This is a genomic window from Cypionkella sp. PAMC25878, assembly GCF_058135695.1.
In genome coordinates, this window is sequence record NZ_CM176871.1 from 407,765 (window position 1) to 423,642 (window position 15,878).

At 59.4% G+C, this 15,878-nt stretch carries 13 protein-coding genes and 1 pseudogene; 3 read left to right on the forward strand and 11 right to left on the reverse strand.

The window, feature by feature from the left end; all coding sequences use genetic code 11:
- Positions 1-36: 36 nt before the first annotated feature.
- The 5 genes from ACS5RD_RS01845 to ACS5RD_RS01865 form a co-directional block, all read right to left on the reverse strand.
- Positions 37-1,029, reverse strand: coding sequence for an ABC transporter permease (locus ACS5RD_RS01845; RefSeq protein ID WP_489929739.1), 993 nt, complete (start codon positions 1,027-1,029; stop codon positions 37-39).
- An 81-nt stretch (positions 1,030-1,110) separates the two neighbouring features.
- Positions 1,111-2,613 carry a sugar ABC transporter ATP-binding protein gene (locus tag ACS5RD_RS01850; RefSeq protein ID WP_489929740.1) on the reverse strand — a complete coding sequence of 501 codons (1,503 nt, stop codon included), beginning with the start codon at positions 2,611-2,613 and terminating at the stop codon, positions 1,111-1,113.
- Positions 2,610-3,596: an ABC transporter permease gene (locus ACS5RD_RS01855; protein WP_489929741.1), complete on the reverse strand. Its 987-nt coding sequence runs from the start codon at positions 3,594-3,596 to the stop codon at positions 2,610-2,612. Before ACS5RD_RS01855 ends, ACS5RD_RS01850 begins: the two co-directional genes overlap by 4 nt.
- A 189-nt stretch (positions 3,597-3,785) precedes the next feature.
- Positions 3,786-4,772, reverse strand: a complete 987-nt coding sequence (locus ACS5RD_RS01860; RefSeq protein WP_489929742.1) for a beta-keto acid cleavage family enzyme — start codon at positions 4,770-4,772, stop codon at positions 3,786-3,788.
- 348 nt (positions 4,773-5,120) lie between these two features.
- Positions 5,121-6,194, reverse strand: a complete 1,074-nt coding sequence (locus ACS5RD_RS01865) for a substrate-binding domain-containing protein (RefSeq protein WP_489929743.1) — start codon at positions 6,192-6,194, stop codon at positions 5,121-5,123.
- Positions 6,195-6,655: 461 nt separating this feature from the next.
- Between ACS5RD_RS01865 and ACS5RD_RS01870 the strand changes: the two are divergent.
- Positions 6,656-7,604, forward strand: a pseudogene (locus ACS5RD_RS01870) (IS481 family transposase).
- 105 nt (positions 7,605-7,709) lie between these two features.
- Here ACS5RD_RS01870 and ACS5RD_RS01875 read toward each other — a convergent pair.
- Both ACS5RD_RS01875 and ACS5RD_RS01880 read right to left on the reverse strand, forming a co-directional pair.
- Positions 7,710-9,275 (reverse strand): glycerol-3-phosphate dehydrogenase/oxidase, encoded by a 1,566-nt coding sequence (locus tag ACS5RD_RS01875; protein ID WP_489929744.1) that lies wholly within the window; start codon positions 9,273-9,275, stop codon positions 7,710-7,712.
- Positions 9,268-10,305 (reverse strand): zinc-dependent dehydrogenase, encoded by a 1,038-nt coding sequence (locus tag ACS5RD_RS01880; protein ID WP_489929745.1) that lies wholly within the window; start codon positions 10,303-10,305, stop codon positions 9,268-9,270. Before ACS5RD_RS01880 ends, ACS5RD_RS01875 begins: the two co-directional genes overlap by 8 nt.
- Before the next feature lie 216 nt (positions 10,306-10,521).
- Here ACS5RD_RS01880 and ACS5RD_RS01885 point away from each other — a divergent pair, with 216 nt between their 5' ends.
- Positions 10,522-11,469 carry a carbohydrate kinase family protein gene (locus ACS5RD_RS01885; RefSeq protein WP_489929746.1) on the forward strand — a complete coding sequence of 316 codons (948 nt, stop codon included), beginning with the start codon at positions 10,522-10,524 and terminating at the stop codon, positions 11,467-11,469.
- 112 nt (positions 11,470-11,581) lie between these two features.
- Positions 11,582-12,529 (forward strand): sugar-binding transcriptional regulator, encoded by a 948-nt coding sequence (locus ACS5RD_RS01890; protein WP_489929747.1) that lies wholly within the window; start codon positions 11,582-11,584, stop codon positions 12,527-12,529.
- Here ACS5RD_RS01890 and ACS5RD_RS01895 read toward each other — a convergent pair.
- From ACS5RD_RS01895 to ACS5RD_RS01910, 4 genes are read right to left on the reverse strand one after another with little or no spacing between them, the layout of a single operon-like run.
- Positions 12,526-13,122 carry a hypothetical protein gene (locus ACS5RD_RS01895; RefSeq protein WP_489929748.1) on the reverse strand — a complete coding sequence of 199 codons (597 nt, stop codon included), beginning with the start codon at positions 13,120-13,122 and terminating at the stop codon, positions 12,526-12,528. The two genes, ACS5RD_RS01890 and ACS5RD_RS01895, sit on opposite strands and share 4 nt — an antisense overlap.
- Positions 13,115-13,822 carry a hypothetical protein gene (locus ACS5RD_RS01900; RefSeq protein ID WP_489929749.1) on the reverse strand — a complete coding sequence of 236 codons (708 nt, stop codon included), beginning with the start codon at positions 13,820-13,822 and terminating at the stop codon, positions 13,115-13,117. The genes ACS5RD_RS01895 and ACS5RD_RS01900 overlap by 8 nt, the downstream gene beginning before the upstream one ends.
- 54 nt (positions 13,823-13,876) lie before the next feature.
- Positions 13,877-14,833, reverse strand: coding sequence for a carbohydrate kinase family protein (locus ACS5RD_RS01905; RefSeq protein ID WP_489929750.1), 957 nt, complete (start codon positions 14,831-14,833; stop codon positions 13,877-13,879).
- Complete coding sequence (locus tag ACS5RD_RS01910) at positions 14,830-15,876, reverse strand: ABC transporter ATP-binding protein (RefSeq protein WP_489929751.1); 1,047 nt, start codon at positions 15,874-15,876, stop codon at positions 14,830-14,832. Before ACS5RD_RS01910 ends, ACS5RD_RS01905 begins: the two co-directional genes overlap by 4 nt.
- Positions 15,877-15,878 lie beyond the last annotated feature (2 nt).

The window sequence follows — 15,878 nt, forward strand, 5'->3', positions numbered from 1 at the left end:
GAAGCACAACAGGAAGGGTGACACCCTTCCCGGCTTTCAGGCCTGCCGACTGTCCTGCCAAGACATGAACAGCATCATCCCCACAATGGCTCCTCCAAGAAAGATGTGCTGGACGTGGGTGCTAACGTTAGTGAGCTGCAATATATTTGTCAGCACAGACACGATCAGCACACCCGACAAAACACCGAAAACCGTGCCGACCCCGCCTGCTAGTCGGACCCCGCCGACGACCACCATCGTGATGGCGACAAGCTCGTAGCCTATTCCCGCATTCGGGTCGCCAATACCCAGCCGGCTTGCTGAGATTACGCCTGCGGTCGCGGCAAGCATACCGCTGATTACATAAACCGAAACCTCGATCCAAGTCACCTTGATCCCGAACAGGCGCGCCGTTTCCTCGGAGCCACCGACCGCATAGACGTTCCGCCCGTATCGCGTGTGGTTAAGGACGACATACGCGCCGAGGAACACGATGCAAAGGAAAAGCACGCCGTTGGGCACAAACAGAGCATTGCCTTGCGCGATTGCCTTGAATCCGTCGGGGATGCCTTCAAACAGCGGTGCGCCACCGGTCATGAAGTAAATCACTGATCGCGCGCCGATCATGGTTGCCAGCGTCGCGATAATCGGCTCCATCCGGCCGTTGGTGATCAACAGGCCATTGATCAGCCCGAACACCGCACCGAATAGGATGGCCGCGACCACTGAAACCGTCACGCCATATCCCTGCGCCGCAAGGATGGCCGCGGTGACATTGCCGATACCCATCACAGAGCCTACCGAAAGGTCGATCCCGCGGGCGAGGACAACAAACAGCATCCCGACCGCAATGATGGCGGGCTCTGCGGCATACTGAAGGATATTGAAGATGTTTCGGGTCTGCAGGAACCTCTCGGACGCGATCGTCCCGATCACCAGCAGCACCAGCACGATCATCGCCGGCGCATACTCGGCGAGCGAGGCCGTATTCGTCGTCTTTCTGCCGCGCATCACGATTGGCGTGGCGCCCTGCGTTTTGTCGCTTGTCATCTTACCTTCTCCGTTCCTCATCGGGATCGCGCTAGCGCTTTGGTCGGGGTCGATTACCCGGCCGGCGCGTTCGTCTTGCCTCTAGTTGGTCAGCGCTTTTTCAAGAATCTTTTCTTCCGTGATATCGCCACCAGACAGAATGGCGCTTATCTTGCCGCTGCGGATCACGACCACGCGGTCGCACATCCCTATCAGCTCCAGCAATTCTGAAGAATAGAGGATCACGGGCAGCCCGCTTTGGGCAAGGGCGTTGATCTCGCCGTAGATCTCGACCTTTGCGCCGATGTCCACGCCGCGGGTCGGCTCTTCCAGCAGCAAAGCGCTGTGGGACCCGATGAGCCAGCGTCCGATCAGCGTTTTTTGCTGATTGCCGCCGCTCAGGCTGCCAACCTTGGCGGCCGGGCCGTCAGCCTTGATGCGAAGCCGCCGGGAAATGTCGGCGGCGGTCTGGTCGACGGCCCGCCGCCGAACCACGAACCCGAGCCACGAAAAATGGCTACGCAGTGAACTCGCCGCGACGTTGAACGGAACCGTCTTGTTCAGGAACAGCCCGTCGGCCTTTCTGTCCTCGGGCACATAGGCCAATCCCTGCTCGATGCTGCGCCGGGGATTGGCAATCGTCACCGGATTGCCGTCAATTTCGACTGTGCCGTGACTAGGCTTCACGAGACCGAACAGCGCCTTCATGACCAGCGTAGCGCCTGACCCTTCAAGCCCGGCGATGCCCAGAATTTCGCCGTGGCGGACGTCAAAACTGATGCCGTCAAGCGCTGCGCCCACGCTGAGGTCACGCACCTTCATGCGCACCGTGTCACCCGGCGGTGGACGCTTGGGGTAAAACTCCGGCAGATCGCGGCCCACCATCAGCTTGACGATTTCATCCTCGGTGATTTTGTCCGTGCTCTCGGTCCGCACCAGACGGCCGTCGCGCAGCACCGAGACGCGGTCTGCGATCTGGAAAATCTCGCGAATCCGGTGCGAGACGTAAATGATGCTAATGCCGCGGTTCTTGAGCTCCCCGATCATCGCGAAAAGCGCGTCGATCTCGCCTTGGTTCAGGTTCGCAGTCGGCTCGTCCATGATGATCACGGACGCGCCGCCTTGGTGCACCGCCCGGACGATCTCGACCATCTTGCGCGACGAGGGGGTCAGATGTCGCATCTTCATCTTCGCGTCGATTTTGAGCCCGATCGCATCGAACTCGGCCTGCGCTCCGCGGAACAGTGCCTTCCAGTCGATCAACATGCCGTATTTCATCGGCTCGTTGCCCGCGTAAAAATTCTCGGCGACGGTAAGATCAGGGATTTCCTGGATTTCCTGGAACAGCGTCGCGACGCCGCCGACCTGTGCCTCGTGAGGGCTGACGAAGGCAACCTGTTCGCCGTTCAGGCGGATGGTCCCTTCGTCGGAGCGGTGGACGCCCGAAATGATCTTGATCAGCGTCGACTTGCCCGCCCCGTTTTCACCCATCAGGGCATGGACCTCGCCCTTGCGGACCTGCAGGTCGAGCTCGGCGATGACCCTGTTCGAACCAAAGCTTTTGGAAATGCCCTTGATTTCCAGCGTGTTAACTGCCTGCATCATCTTCTCTCGCCCCTGCTTGACAGCACTACGACAGCGACAATGATTATCGCCAAAAGAAACCGCTGGAACCAGATGCCCATCCCCAGAAGTATTAGCAGGTTAAGCATGACGGCGCTGATCATGGCACCAAGGAAGGCACCGATGACCGTGCCCTTGCCCCCCACCAGGCTGCCGCCTCCCAGCACGACCGCGGCGATCGCCATGATCACCACCTCGACCGGCGTTCCGCCCGTTGCGGCGGTGGCCGGCTGAAACGTCCCTACCCGGGCAAAGGTCAGGAACCCCGCCAGAGCGGCCAGCATTCCGCTTATCGCATAGACCGAACACTCGATCCAGTTGACGTTGATCCCGACAATCCGAGCGGCGTTTTCGTTGGCGCCCGTTGCATAAACATTCTTGCCATAGGTCGAAAAGCTCATCAGCCACCAGAATATCCCTACGACCAGGAACATCACCAGTGCCGGAATCGGCACACCCACGACCGCCCCGCCGCCGATCGCCCGAAACATCGGGTCGATGTCACGCGGCGCTACCGCATTGCCCTGGCTGTAGGTCATTACGATTCCGGTCATGATGCCGCCAGTTGCCAGCGTGGCAATAAAGGGCTGCATCCGGCCGTACACAATCAGCGTTCCGTTGATCAGGCCCAGCCCCGCGCCAAGAACCAGCGCCGCGATGAACGCCACCCAGGCCGAGAACCCTGCGCCCAGCAGCAGGATCGTGGAGAGCCCGACGAGTTGCATGATGGCGCCGATAGACAGATCAATGCCGCCGATGATCAACACCAGAGACATGCCGACTGCCACAATCGCGAGGTACGATCCCTGCCGGCTGAGATTGAACAGGTTGTCAGCAGTCAGAAAGAACTCTGTGAACAGCGGTGCCAGAACAAAGGCGGCTGTGATAAGCAGCACGAGCATGTACTCTGACCGGTGGTCGTGGAACCAGCCGAACGATGATTTTCGAGTATTGGTGGTCTGCATCGGTGTTCTGCATCCTCCGCCATGCAAGGGTTAGCCGTGTAGAGTCTTGGTTGTAAGGGTCGGCGCAGATAAACGCGTCAGCACGCAAAGATAGACAGATAGGACCCGGCGGGCAAAGCCTGCGCCGCAGGACCCGGGTGCCGAAAGGGTGGCTCCCGGGCCATATGGCCCGGAAACCAGTTGCGGGGATCAGGCAGGCTTGTAGCCGAGCGCAGACTGTTCCGCGATCCCGTAGATTTCGCGCGCCTGTTGTTGGGTGGCCAGCGGACGACCGACTTCGCGGGCGATCGCCTGAACTTCCTGCAACAGCTCAAGGTTCGTGGGGTTTCGCGCCGGATCGTAGAACAGCTCGAGCCCGGTTTTGACATGGCCGCCCAGTTCGATCGTGCGCTTGATGATATCGCGGGTGTCGCGGTCGCCTTCGCCCCAGATCGAGATGCACCAGTTCGGTGTCTTTCCAGTCTGGTTCAGCTGCTCCATCATGTCGAGATAGTAGTAGAGGCTCTCGCGCGTCGGCTCCATGCCGGAGGTGCCGATCGGCTTTGTCGAAGTCAAAGCGTAGGGCCCGATCAGGTAGAAGTCGACGAACGAGCCCGCAGTGGACATGCCGCGGTTGATGTAGTGCATGGCGAGACGCAGCTGGCCGGGCTCGTAGACGCCCCAAATGATGCTCATCTTGTTGGCCAGCGCCTGATCGAGCTGGCCGGCCACCTGCTTGTAGTTCCAGCCGTATTCCCGGCCCTCGATGTGGCCCTTCTCGTTCACGTCGAACGCGAATAGGTTGATGCCCGTATCAATGCAGGAGATGTTGACGTTATGGCTCTTGTGCAGGAAACCGCTGTGCTCGGTGCCGAACTCGTGCTCGTCCAGCAACTCGCGGTTGCAGGTGGTCGGATACCACGTCAGGTCGGGTCGCTGGCGCAGCACTTCGTCGTAGACGGGATGGTAGTCCTTGGCGGCCTCCTCCCCGTGCAGGTTGAAGTTGGTGTTGTGCGTGTGGATCGCGCAGGACCCGGCGTCCCAGCACCGAAGCGCGTCCTCGATCACCTCGTCGTACGTGCGCGGCGTGTTGGGGTTCATCGCCTTGGTCCGCTCGCCGTTGAGATGTGACTCCACGATCAACGGGGTGTCCCAGGCAGGCTTTCGATTTGCGAATTTGTCGAGTGACGTCGCCATGATTTCAGTTCCTCCTCACATTGCCATAGTTATTTGTTGCGCCGTGCCATCCATTTGACCGCCCCCCTCTTGCCGCACTAATATGGTGACCCAAGGCCGGGTCAAAGCCTGCCCGGTCCGTGTCGGCACATCTTCAGTGCGCCCCAACGCAGTTCCGGTCGACCCCTACCGATATGTGGCGCGTGCATCAGTTAAAAGGCAGCTCGCCGTCATTGCCAAAGCGCGCAAGGTACAAGACGGAGTGTCGGCGCAGCCGGGCCCCCTCGACGAGGGCGCCCGGCTTCTGCCCGCCTGGCCGCATTGCGATTACCCGCAGTACTAGCGTCGCAAGGCTAGGTCGTGATCAGGTTATTTTGCAATCCGGTCTAGGAACGCCTGTGCATTGTCCTGGGTGATTAGCTTTTCGTGGTAAAAGATGTTCTTATCCACCTTTGCGCCCTCGACAACCGCCAGAGCGGCTGCGACGACACGGTCCATGTCCGAGTCCCAATACACGCTAGCCTTGGCTGCAGACCCTTTCAGGATCTCCTGAACCAGGTCTTTCTGACCGTCCACGCTGACCATGACAACGCCGTCTTCACGGCCGGCATTGCGCAGCGCGGCCAAAACGCCCATCCCCATCTCATCGTTCATAGCATAGATGCCGTTGATTTCCGGATTGGCTTGCAGCAGGTCAACCGTCGCCGTCATCGCCGGCATGCGGATCCACGCACCCGATTGCTGCCCCACGATTTTGATGTCGGGATACTTGTTGATCGCCTCCATGAACCCGCCAAGGCGGAAATCGTAGTTGGAGGATTCGGCCACGCCTTCGATGACGATGATGTTGCCTTTACCACCCAGCTGGTCAGCCATGTACTGTCCAAGAAGCTTGCCATTTTCCCAATCGTCAGGGCTCATGAACGACGTGTATGGGATGTTCGCACTGTCATCCGGGATGCCGGAATTGTTCATCAGCAGCGGAATGCCCGCAGCGATGACGGCTTCGTAGCCGGGATAAACTGCAGTGCCCGACAGGCTGCTGATGACCATGGCGTCCGGCTTGCGCTGGATCAGGCTTTCGATGTTGGCAAGCTCGACACCAACTTCGCCCGTGCCTTCGGTGACATAGCAGGTCACGTTCGAGAATTTGGCGCAGTTGGATTTGAACGTCTCGACCATGTTGATGCGGACCGGGTGATTCATCACCACCTGCGAGAACGCCAGCGTGATCGGCTTGCCCGAGCCATAGACTCCCTTTGCGACCCCGTCGTTGAACTTGGCCATGATCGCATCGAGGTTCATGTAATTTGGGTCGCTCAGTACAGCGGCCGGGGTAGGATCGTACGCTTTTTTGAAACTCAGGCCATCCGAAAGGGCGGCGGTACCAAATACGCTCATCCCGATAAGAGCTGCCAGCGGCAGCATTGCTAGCTTATTCATCAACACTTTCTCCTCCCATGTGCCGAGACAACCTGCCCCGACCTCCCTCAAACACGCTTGCTTAATGTTGAACATATGTCAAGTATTTACTTCAGATGTAATTCTGTCGAAAGGATACCTGATCGACTCCAATACGCCTCCCGCCTGCGGTTGAACCTGACAGAATACGGAGCCTGCCCGGTTCTTTGTGCAGGTGTATTTCAAAGTAACATATTGTTATCTCGAATATATATCACTTTCTACCGCTTACCAGAGAGGACAAGACCTCAGACGAAAAGGCTCTGCGCAAGGCATAAATGTCCTCGGTGCACAAGCAATTGTACCGAAATCATCTGATCTATTGCGTCCAATCATAAAGTTATGTTCACTTAAGCGCGACCATAAGGACGGCAAGAGATGCTTCTGTTTGATTCCATTAGGTGTTTGATCCGGGAGTTTGATGGTGCAATCTTTTCCTTCGAATGAAAGGAGGCACTAAGGGCCAGATTCTTCACGGGAGCGGCACCACAACTGAGGCAATCCGTAGAGCAATACAAAATAGTAAAGAGAGCTTGAGGGCGCTCTCGGCGCGTTACGGGATCAATCAGAAGACCGTGGCGAAGTGGCGCACGCGGACATCGGTCGCGGATCTGCCTACGGGGCCGACGCACGCCAGGTCGACGGTGGTGCTGAGCCCCTATGAGGAGGCGATCATCGTCGCGTTCCGGCGGCATATCCTGCTGCCGCTGGATGATTGCCTCTATTCATTGCAGCCTTCGATCCCACACCTGAGCCGATCATCCTTGCACCGCTGCCTTAAGCGACACGGTATCAGCCGCCTGCCCGAAGTTGACAGGGACTAGCTTGCGAGATGAAGTTCAGGGCCTATCCGCTCGGCTACTTCCACGTTGATATTGCTAAGGTTCAGACGGCGGAAGGCCAGTTGTATGTCTTCGTTGCCATTGATAGCACCTCCAAGTTCGTTTTCGTGGAACTGCACCACAAGGCAGGAAAATGGCCGCGGCCGCATTCCTGCGCAATCTCTTAGCCGCCGTCCTTACAGGCTCAACATCTCGCTCACCGGTAATGGCATCCAGTTCACCGATCATGATCAGCACATTTATGCCTTCGAACACATCTTTGACCGGGTCTGCCGCGAGCATCACATCGAACACCGGCTCACCAAGATCACGCACCCCTGGACTAATGGCCAAGTCGAAAGAATGAATCGCGATCAACGCCGCGACCGTCAAACGCTTCCACTACGACGACCACGACCAATTGCGAAATCACCTCGCCAACTTCATCAGTGCCTACAACTTTGGGCAAAGGCTGAAAATTCTCAAACGCCTCACGCCTCAAGAGTTCATCTGCAAACAATGGACAATCGAACCCGAAAGGTTCATCCAATCCATCAAATGCCGGGACTGAACAGCCGGACGTCAGCGAGCAAATGATGGTTTCCGGTGGCATCATAATTCTAGCAGTGGCGCTCGGGAAAAAGCCTGCGTCCTGACCGGCGCAGGACCGCCCTGATCAGGTCAGCAGGGCGGCAATCTCGGCGCGCACTAGTGCCGTGTCGCGCCCGGTCAGGCCGATCAGGGTGCGGCGGAACAGGATGTCGTCGATGTCTGTGACGCGTTCGGTCCGGACAATGTGGCGAATTTCCTCAGCCGCAAAATCGCTGATACTGTCCAGCATTTCTTCGCCCGCCCCGGCGAGCGTTGCCAGATACGCCCCGGCCCGCGTGCCATAGCGCGACAGCAGAATATCGGCGCGATCCACCGTCACCCCGCCCAGACCCGCAAGCTGCCCCACCAACGCCTGCCGCCCGGCCACATCGCGGGGAAACCCAAGCCCGCCACCGATGGCGAGCCCTGCGGTTGAGACCGTCCGCCCCCGCCCCAGATCGGCCAGCACTCGGTCAGTGGCAAGTTCGGCAAAGGCGCGGAAGGTTGTCCATTTGCCGCCGATCAGGCAATGCACGGGCGCCGCCCCCCCCGGCAGCGTCATCGTGACGATCGAATGGTCGCGCGTGACTGACGCCACCACACCATCCGAACGGGGCAAAGGACGGACGCCGCAGAACCGGCAAACGATCTGTTCGGGGCGGATCGGAATATTCGGGAATACCTCGGCCACGGCGCGGCACAGATACTCAGCCTCGTCATCGGTGCACAGCGCCGTATCCGGGTTGGCGTGTTTGATGTCGGTGGCCCCGATAAGCACCTTGCCCGCAAAGGGATAGAGCAGATTAATCCGCCCGTCCGGAGTGCCGAAATAGATCATCCGGCCGTTCAGCGCGTGCAGAAGCGCCGGGCTGTCCACCACCAGATGCGACCCGCGGCTGCCGCCCATCAACTGCGTGGGCAATCCCAACGCCCCGTTCACGCTGTCGATCCACGCGCCACCTGCGTTGACGATCACCTGCGCCCGGGCCCTGTGCTGCCCGCTGCGGGCACTGCGCCAGGTCAGAATACCGTCGGCCACCTGTCCCACCTCAGCGTGGTTTTCGGCACGCGCAGACGGATTTGCAGCCTCGCCGTCCAGCACCAGTTCCAGCCCCAACCGCTCGGCATGGGAGATATGGCCCTCGTAATACACACCCGCGCCTGAAATGTCGGCGGCAAGGTCCGGCAGCAGGCGACGCAACCCGTGGCGGCGCAGCATGCGGTGCCCGGGCATCGACTGCTGGGCGCGCCCATAAAGATCATACAGCATCAACCCTGCCGCCGTGATCGCATAGCCACGGTCGGCAATCTTTGTCCTGATCCCCATAAACCGCGCCGCAGACCCGACAATTCCGCCCCAGACGGATTTCACCGGCACCACGCATTCCAGCGGCTGCACATAATGCGGGGCCGTGGCCAGCAGCATGTTGCGTTCAACCAGCGACTCGCGCACCAGCCTGAATTCGCCTGTTTCCAGATACTTCAGTCCACCATGCATCAACCGGGATGATGCCGCCGACGCGCCGGAACAGAAATCACCCCGTTCCAGCAGCAGTACCCGCACCCCCTGCAAGGCAAGGTCGCGGAACGTGGCGCATCCGTTGATGCCACCACCGATGATGACAACATCCCACGCCTCGATGTCAGACATCGGTGATGGCAACTTTCATTGCGTCCCCGCTTTCCGCCATGGCAAAGGCGGCCGCGACCTCGTGCAGGCCGTACCGGTGCGTGACCATGTCGCGCAGGTCGATCCGCCCGTCAGTCACCATGTTCAGGGCATCCTCATAGTCCCGGCGCGACAGGCCGAACGACCCCGTCACCCGCAATTCGTCGTAGTGGATCGTGTTGATATCAAGCATGCCCAATTCTCCGTTGCTGAAGCCCGCAAACAGGCTGACCCCCCCGCCCTTCGCCGCAAGCCCGATCGCCTGCGCCGCGAGTGACGGAATACCGATGGCGCAAATCACCACATTGGCCCCGTGCCCCCGGGTTTCGCTGCGCACCGCTGCCCGCAGGTCGCCCGCGTTCGGGTCGATCACCACATCAGCCCCCGCCTGCAATGCTGCCGCGCGCCGCGCCGGGTTCGGCTCACTCACGATCACCCGGGATGCACCCCGCAGGCGCGCCAGCTTGACATGCAGCGCGCCGATGGGTCCGGCACCCAGAATTACGACCTTATCGCCCTGCTGCAGCCCCACCTTGTTCTGACCGTTCAGCACACAGGCAAGGGGTTCGATCAAGGCCGCATCGCAATCTGTAACGGTATCCGACAGTACATGAACGTTTCCAAGTTCAACGGCACGCGCCGGTATCCGGATGTATTCGGCGAATGCGCCATCAATCTCATATCCGATGGCCTGAAGGTCGGGGCACAGGTTTTCAAGACCCCTCAGGCACTGCGTACAGCGCCCGCAGGGAATGGCCGGGCAAACACCAACCCGCAGCCCGGGCGTGTAGGTTTCAGAGCCGCCCGACGCGATGATCTCGCCAGAAAATTCGTGCCCGATCACCGAAGGATAGCGGATACCAGCCGTCTTGCGCCCGCGGTACACCCGGATATCGGTGCCACAAATCGTGGTTGCTTTGACGCGCAGAATCAGACCCCCCGGCTCCAGAACCGGATCATCCCTCAGGGCCAGCCGCATGTCGTTCGGAGCGTACAGGATCGCAGCCTTCATCAAAGCACTCCTCTATTTGCAAAACAAATATATGTTTAAATTTGCAAATGTGCAAATTAAAAACGGTGCAAATCTCCACTAAATGCAGATAACTGTACCTTCGCGGTATTCTATCGAATGTTACTGGGGCTGATCATGTGAACATCTTCGATCACTTACATTGACAATCTGCCAAATGTTCAGGCATATTGGCCATGTGTCGCCAGGGAGGGTACCATGCGCTACGACTATGTTTCCGTCGGTTTTTACACCTTCGATTGTCTCGGCTGGCCGGTCTCCGATATCCCGCCGGGTGGTGGCACATCGTTTATCGACGAAATCACCCTGGCCGTATCCGGGGCCGCCGGCACTGCGGCCATCGTTGCGGCAAAACTTGGTCTTAGAACACTCGCGGTCGGCGGTTATGGCTGCGACATGATGGGGGACTGGGCCGTCACCCGGCTGGAGGGTTTTGGTATCGACACCTCGGGTCTGCAACGACTGCAAGGGGTGCCGACATCGTCGTCAATCGTTCTGACGCGTCTGGACGGATCGCGCCCTGCCCTACACGTCAGGGGTGCTACCGGGCATTTCGTGGTCGAGCCTGCCGATTTCGACCGGATCACCGACACACGGGTGTTCCATATGGGCGGGGTCGGCCTGATGAATGCGATGGATGGGCCGCGCAATGCCGCCCTGATGGCCCATGCCAAGGCACGCGGTTGCATTACCACTGTCGATATCTTTGCCGGGTCCTCAAGCGACATGCCGGATATTGATGCCGTGCTGCCTTATACCGACTATTTCATCCCGTCGGTTGAGGAAGCGCACGCACTGACCGGGCTGACCGATCTTGATCAGATGGCCACCTTTTTTATCGCCCGTGGCGCTGGTGCCTGCGTCTTTACCCTTGGGGCAGACGGGGCTTATTACCGGGACCGCGCGGGCATGACCTTCCGTATTCCGGCCTTCGCCGTGGATGTGCGGTGCACCTGCGGCTGCGGCGACGTCTTCAATGCAGGTTTTGCCGCAGGTCTGCTGAACGGAATGTCACTGCAGGAGTCGGTTCGCCTGGCACAGGCATCTTCGGCGCTGAACGCTACCGGTCTCGGCAGTCAGGCCGGGGTCGTGTCGCTGCCTGAAACGCTGGCATTCATGCGGACCTGTCCGGTACTGACCGCGTGAATTCCGCAACCGCACCAGTCTGGCGGCAGGAACCTCCTTGCAGTCTGTCCGCGAACCCTTCAACTTGTCTGCATCTATGCGGGCTTGGCCGCACACAGCACGGAGAGACCGCGTGAGCGACGCCGATGTATCAGAGGACGTCAAGACGCGGATCGCCTGGCTTTACCATGTCGAAGGCATGACCCAGGACGAAGTAGCCAAAAAGGTCGGCATGAACAGGTCACGCGTTCTGCGAATTCTGTCTGCGGCACGGCTCGATGGAACCATTCAAATCCGCGTCACAACCCGCCTGTCAAGTTGTGTCGAACTGGAACGCGCGCTTGAGGAGCGCTGGGGGCTGACCCAAGCCATCGTTGTACCCACCCCTCAGGATGAAAGCCAACTGCGCCACATCATCGGGGCAGAGGTTGGCGCGTATATCTCCCAGGCAATAGCCGCAAACATGACTATCGGGCTTGGTTGGGGAAAGACGCTTTCGGCCGCTGTCCCCGCGATCGTGCCGCGCCATCCGGACGGCATCCGCGTCATGTCCCTGTTGGGAGGTCTGACCCGGGTCAGCGACCAGAACCCTTCGGAATTCGCCTGGCGCGTGGCCGCTCGCTTGGGGGCCGAATGCTATATGATGGCTGGCCCGGTTTTTGCCCCCGACCCCACCACCCGCGATGCTTTGGCAGGCCATACTGGCATGAGCGACATCTTCCAGCGTGCGCGTTCGTTGGACCTGGCCATCGTCTCGGTCGGCGATCTGACACCGCACTCAGTTTTCCGGGAATATGGGCTTCTGACCAGCGAAGAACTGGCATCTCTTGAGCGTGCGGGTGCCATTGGTGACTTGCTGTGTCATTTTGTTGATGCTGAAGGCAACGTCGTCGATCACCCGGTGAACAAGCGGGTACTGGCTGTCAATCCGCTTGACCTGCGCGGCACCCGTAAAATTGTGTTGGCCTCAGGCGGCTGGCAAAAGCTGGGGGTGATCCGGGCCGGTCTGAAGATGCTCCAGCCCACCGTTTTGATCACTGATGAACTTGTGGCAGAACGTCTTGCGAGTGAACAGGCCTAGGATCCTTGCAATTCCTGGCTCAGTCTTGCCCGGAAAACATCCGGCATCATCCAATTTGGCTGATGACCCAGCAAGGTTTGCAGGAAGCCAACTGAAAAGGACGCGTCCATCCGGGCATTTTCCTTGAACGACCACCAGTGTCGCAGATCATCAATCGCAGGAGACACCTCTGGCTTATCCTTGAACTCCTGTTGCATGGCGGCAGAGTGCACAGTCAGGCAAAACATCGTGCAAGCGTAGCCCTCTGGCCAGAAGGTTGCGGCAGACGCGGCGTCTGCCTTGGTCGGCGCAGACACCGCGGAAAGCGGCATATCGGCCGTCAACTCACGCAACATCAGCCCTGCGGCGAATTCAAAATAGTCGTGACGGTCCTTGGGATTGCTGGGCTTTTGCCGTTCAACAGACCGCAGCCAGCGCACAAAGATGCCACCAAGCTTGGCCTCGTCGATTTTGTAGGTGCAGCCGATCCGCGCACCAACGGCCTCGACATAAGCCTCAAAAGCGGCCCGGAACCAGCGCATCCGTCGAACCGCAATCCGCAAAGGCTCGTTCGTAGGCGGCAAGCTGCCGGAGAGGGGCGGCAGATCAGACATGCGATGCAAACTCGGCATAAAGGGCTTCGAGCCGTTTCCTGTCGTGCGCGCGAAAGGCCGCGTCGGCCTCAGAAGCGAGTGCCACCGCAAGGTCAGTGGCAGAAAAAAGGGCGGCTTCGTCCTCGGCCTCATTGCGGTTGGATTGCAGCCAAAGCATGACGGCGAAGATCGACGTGTTTTCAAGAGAATTGCCCGGGACGTGTGCCGCATCTTCGGCGGAAACGCCACGCAACACCTTTGCATCTGCGAGGGCCAGCGACAGGTCCGCTGCAATGCCAGCGTCAGAACCAAGCCTTTGATCTTGCGTCAGTCCCAGAAATGCCGCCCTTGCAGCAGTCTCGCTGACATAGGCCGAAGGCGCATTCAGGCGCCGCAGAACCGATTGAACCGCTGCATAGATGCTTTGTGCAAAGGCATCCTCGGCCCCTTGCTTTGCAGTCAATTTTTGCAGCGCCTCAGGCTGTTTGTCATTGGCTTTAAGGGCAAACCGGGCAAGACCCGAGGCGACGTCGTTCACGCCCTTGGCAATCTCGCCCACTTCGCGCAATACAACCCCGGCCAGTTCGGCGGCCGGACGCGGAAGCGAGCCAACGGGCATTACGTCCAGCAAAGTTTCGCCGCCACGGCGCAACGCATGGCGCAACCCACGAAGCGCATCGCGCAGCGGCATGACATCAGGAAGTAGGTTCGGGTTCGACATTTTCACTCTCTTCTCTGTCCGCCCAGGATAGACCATAGCGGGCCGGACGGAAAGCTAGACGTTGGACCGCAACGGAGTGGTAGCGATGAATTCCCGCGTATGGGCCAGATCACGCACCCCGGCCTGACTGCCCAGACCCGTGGCGTTCTGGGCAGAGGATGCCTGCGCGAGTTCGACACATTTCTGCGGTGACAGCCCCAGATGCAGCCCAGTGGCAAAACCGGCGTTGAAGCAATCGCCACAGCCGCAGGTACATTTGACCTCGATCTGAAAAGAGGGCGTCTGAAACTGGGTGCCATCCTTGTTACTATAGAACGCGCCTTGCGCCCCGAGGGTCAAAATCACGCATCCAGCCCCCCGATCAAGCAGAAACTGCGCCAGATCGCGGTTGCCGTGCAATCCTGACAGGGCACGCGCCTCTTCTTCGGAGGGGATGAAATAGTCGGTATAGGGCAGCAGTCGTTCGACCTTGGGCAGATCGGCAGCGGTTGACGCAAAGACGTCCAACGTAGTGATGACGCCACGGCGCTTGGCCTCGGCCATGATTTCCTCGGTCCGGCCCGCGTCCATCCTGTTCATCAGCCCTACTCCGCCCACATGCAGGATTTTGGTGTCCAGCACGCGATCAATCTGGGTGTCGTCGATGAAGAACCCATCGGTGGCGCCGCGTTTGTGCAAGGCGGGGCGCTGACCATCGGGCCGAGTGGTGACGAGCGAAGACGAGGTCGTATACCCCTCGCACCGCTGCATCAGTTCGGTGTCGATGCCGAATTTTCCCAGCTTCATCATCACCCAATCGCCCATGTCGTCATAACCTAGGCCTCCGACGGCCTGACATTTCAGCCCGTGTTTGGCGGCCACGATCACAGCACTTCCGGCGGCACCAGACACGGCCAGGGTCAGTTCTTCGACAAAGTAGGTGTCACCATTTGGCGGGATCTGGGTGACCGGGCGGCAGAGCGCATCAAAGGTGATGAACCCCATCGCGGTATAGTCAAAACGTGCATTCATGCTTTCCCCCGGAGGCGCTGGCCTTGTTCGTCAAAAAAGTAAAGTCGGGCGGGATCAAACCCGATGCTGATGGGCACATCGATGTCAGACCGGAAATCACGCGCGGCTTTGACCTCAATCTGCTTGGCACCCGTGGTGACGGTCAGATAGGTCATGTCCCCTGTGGGTTCGACGCCGTACACCATGCCCTGCATGTTGTCGCCGCCAACGCTGCAATCCTCTGGCCTGATGCCCAAGGTGACTTTGCCTGACAGACTAAGGGGACAGGCAACCCTGACGCCCTGAGCCGCAAACGTGCCGCCGTTCGCGGTTCCCGCGATCAGGTTCATCGGAGGCTGTCCGATGAAGCCCGCCACAAAGGTGTTGGCCGGATCGGCATAAATCTGGTCTGGCGTGCCGATTTGCTGGATAGCGCCCTTGTCCATGATCACGATCCGGTCGGCCAGCGTCATCGCCTCGATCTGGTCGTGAGTCACATAGACGGTTGTCACGCGCAGTTGCCGCTGCAGATGCTTGATCTGCACCCGCATTGAGGCGCGGAGTTTGGCGTCCAGGTTCGACAGCGGTTCATCCATCAAAAAAACCTGTGGCTGGCGCACCACGGCACGGGCCAGGGCAGCGCGCTGGCGTTGGCCACCTGACAAGGCGCCGGGCTTGCGATCAAGGTATTCGCCCAGTTCCACCATCTGCGCAGCCCTGCGGATCAGCGCATCCTGTTCGGCCTTGGGCACCCCGCGCATCCGTAGCGGAAAGCGGATATTTTCATAAATCGACATGTTAGGGTACAAGGCATAACCTTGGAATACCATCGCCACATCGCGGTCACGCGCATCCACACCAGTCACTACCTCGTCACCGATGATGATCTCACCCTCGGTCGGCTGTTCAAGACCGGCGATCATCCGCATGGTCGTGGTCTTGCCGCAGCCTGAGGGGCCCAGCAAAACCAGAAACTCCTCATCCTTGATATCCAGCGTCATTTCGCGGACACCCAAAAAGGCACCGTAGCTTTTAACGATGTTGTTCAACTGTATCGAGGCCATGG

What these genes read in the sequence shown, in the direction of transcription:
- ACS5RD_RS01860 (WP_489929742.1), bottom strand. Translation starts at nt 4,772, where the DNA reads ATGGCGACGTCACTCGACAAATTCGCAAATCGAAAGCCTGCCTGGGAC.
- ACS5RD_RS01895 (WP_489929748.1), bottom strand. Translation starts at nt 13,122, where the DNA reads ATGTCTGATCTGCCGCCCCTCTCCGGCAGCTTGCCGCCTACGAACGAG.
- ACS5RD_RS01885 (WP_489929746.1), top strand. Translation starts at nt 10,522, where the DNA reads ATGCGCTACGACTATGTTTCCGTCGGTTTTTACACCTTCGATTGTCTC.
- ACS5RD_RS01905 (WP_489929750.1), bottom strand. Translation starts at nt 14,833, where the DNA reads ATGAATGCACGTTTTGACTATACCGCGATGGGGTTCATCACCTTTGAT.
- ACS5RD_RS01875 (WP_489929744.1), bottom strand. Translation starts at nt 9,275, where the DNA reads ATGTCTGACATCGAGGCGTGGGATGTTGTCATCATCGGTGGTGGCATC.
- ACS5RD_RS01845 (WP_489929739.1), bottom strand. Translation starts at nt 1,029, where the DNA reads ATGACAAGCGACAAAACGCAGGGCGCCACGCCAATCGTGATGCGCGGC.
- ACS5RD_RS01880 (WP_489929745.1), bottom strand. Translation starts at nt 10,305, where the DNA reads ATGAAGGCTGCGATCCTGTACGCTCCGAACGACATGCGGCTGGCCCTG.
- ACS5RD_RS01855 (WP_489929741.1), bottom strand. Translation starts at nt 3,596, where the DNA reads ATGCAGACCACCAATACTCGAAAATCATCGTTCGGCTGGTTCCACGAC.
- ACS5RD_RS01910 (WP_489929751.1), bottom strand. Translation starts at nt 15,876, where the DNA reads ATGGCCTCGATACAGTTGAACAACATCGTTAAAAGCTACGGTGCCTTT.
- ACS5RD_RS01850 (WP_489929740.1), bottom strand. Translation starts at nt 2,613, where the DNA reads ATGATGCAGGCAGTTAACACGCTGGAAATCAAGGGCATTTCCAAAAGC.
- ACS5RD_RS01900 (WP_489929749.1), bottom strand. Translation starts at nt 13,822, where the DNA reads ATGTCGAACCCGAACCTACTTCCTGATGTCATGCCGCTGCGCGATGCG.
- ACS5RD_RS01865 (WP_489929743.1), bottom strand. Translation starts at nt 6,194, where the DNA reads ATGAATAAGCTAGCAATGCTGCCGCTGGCAGCTCTTATCGGGATGAGC.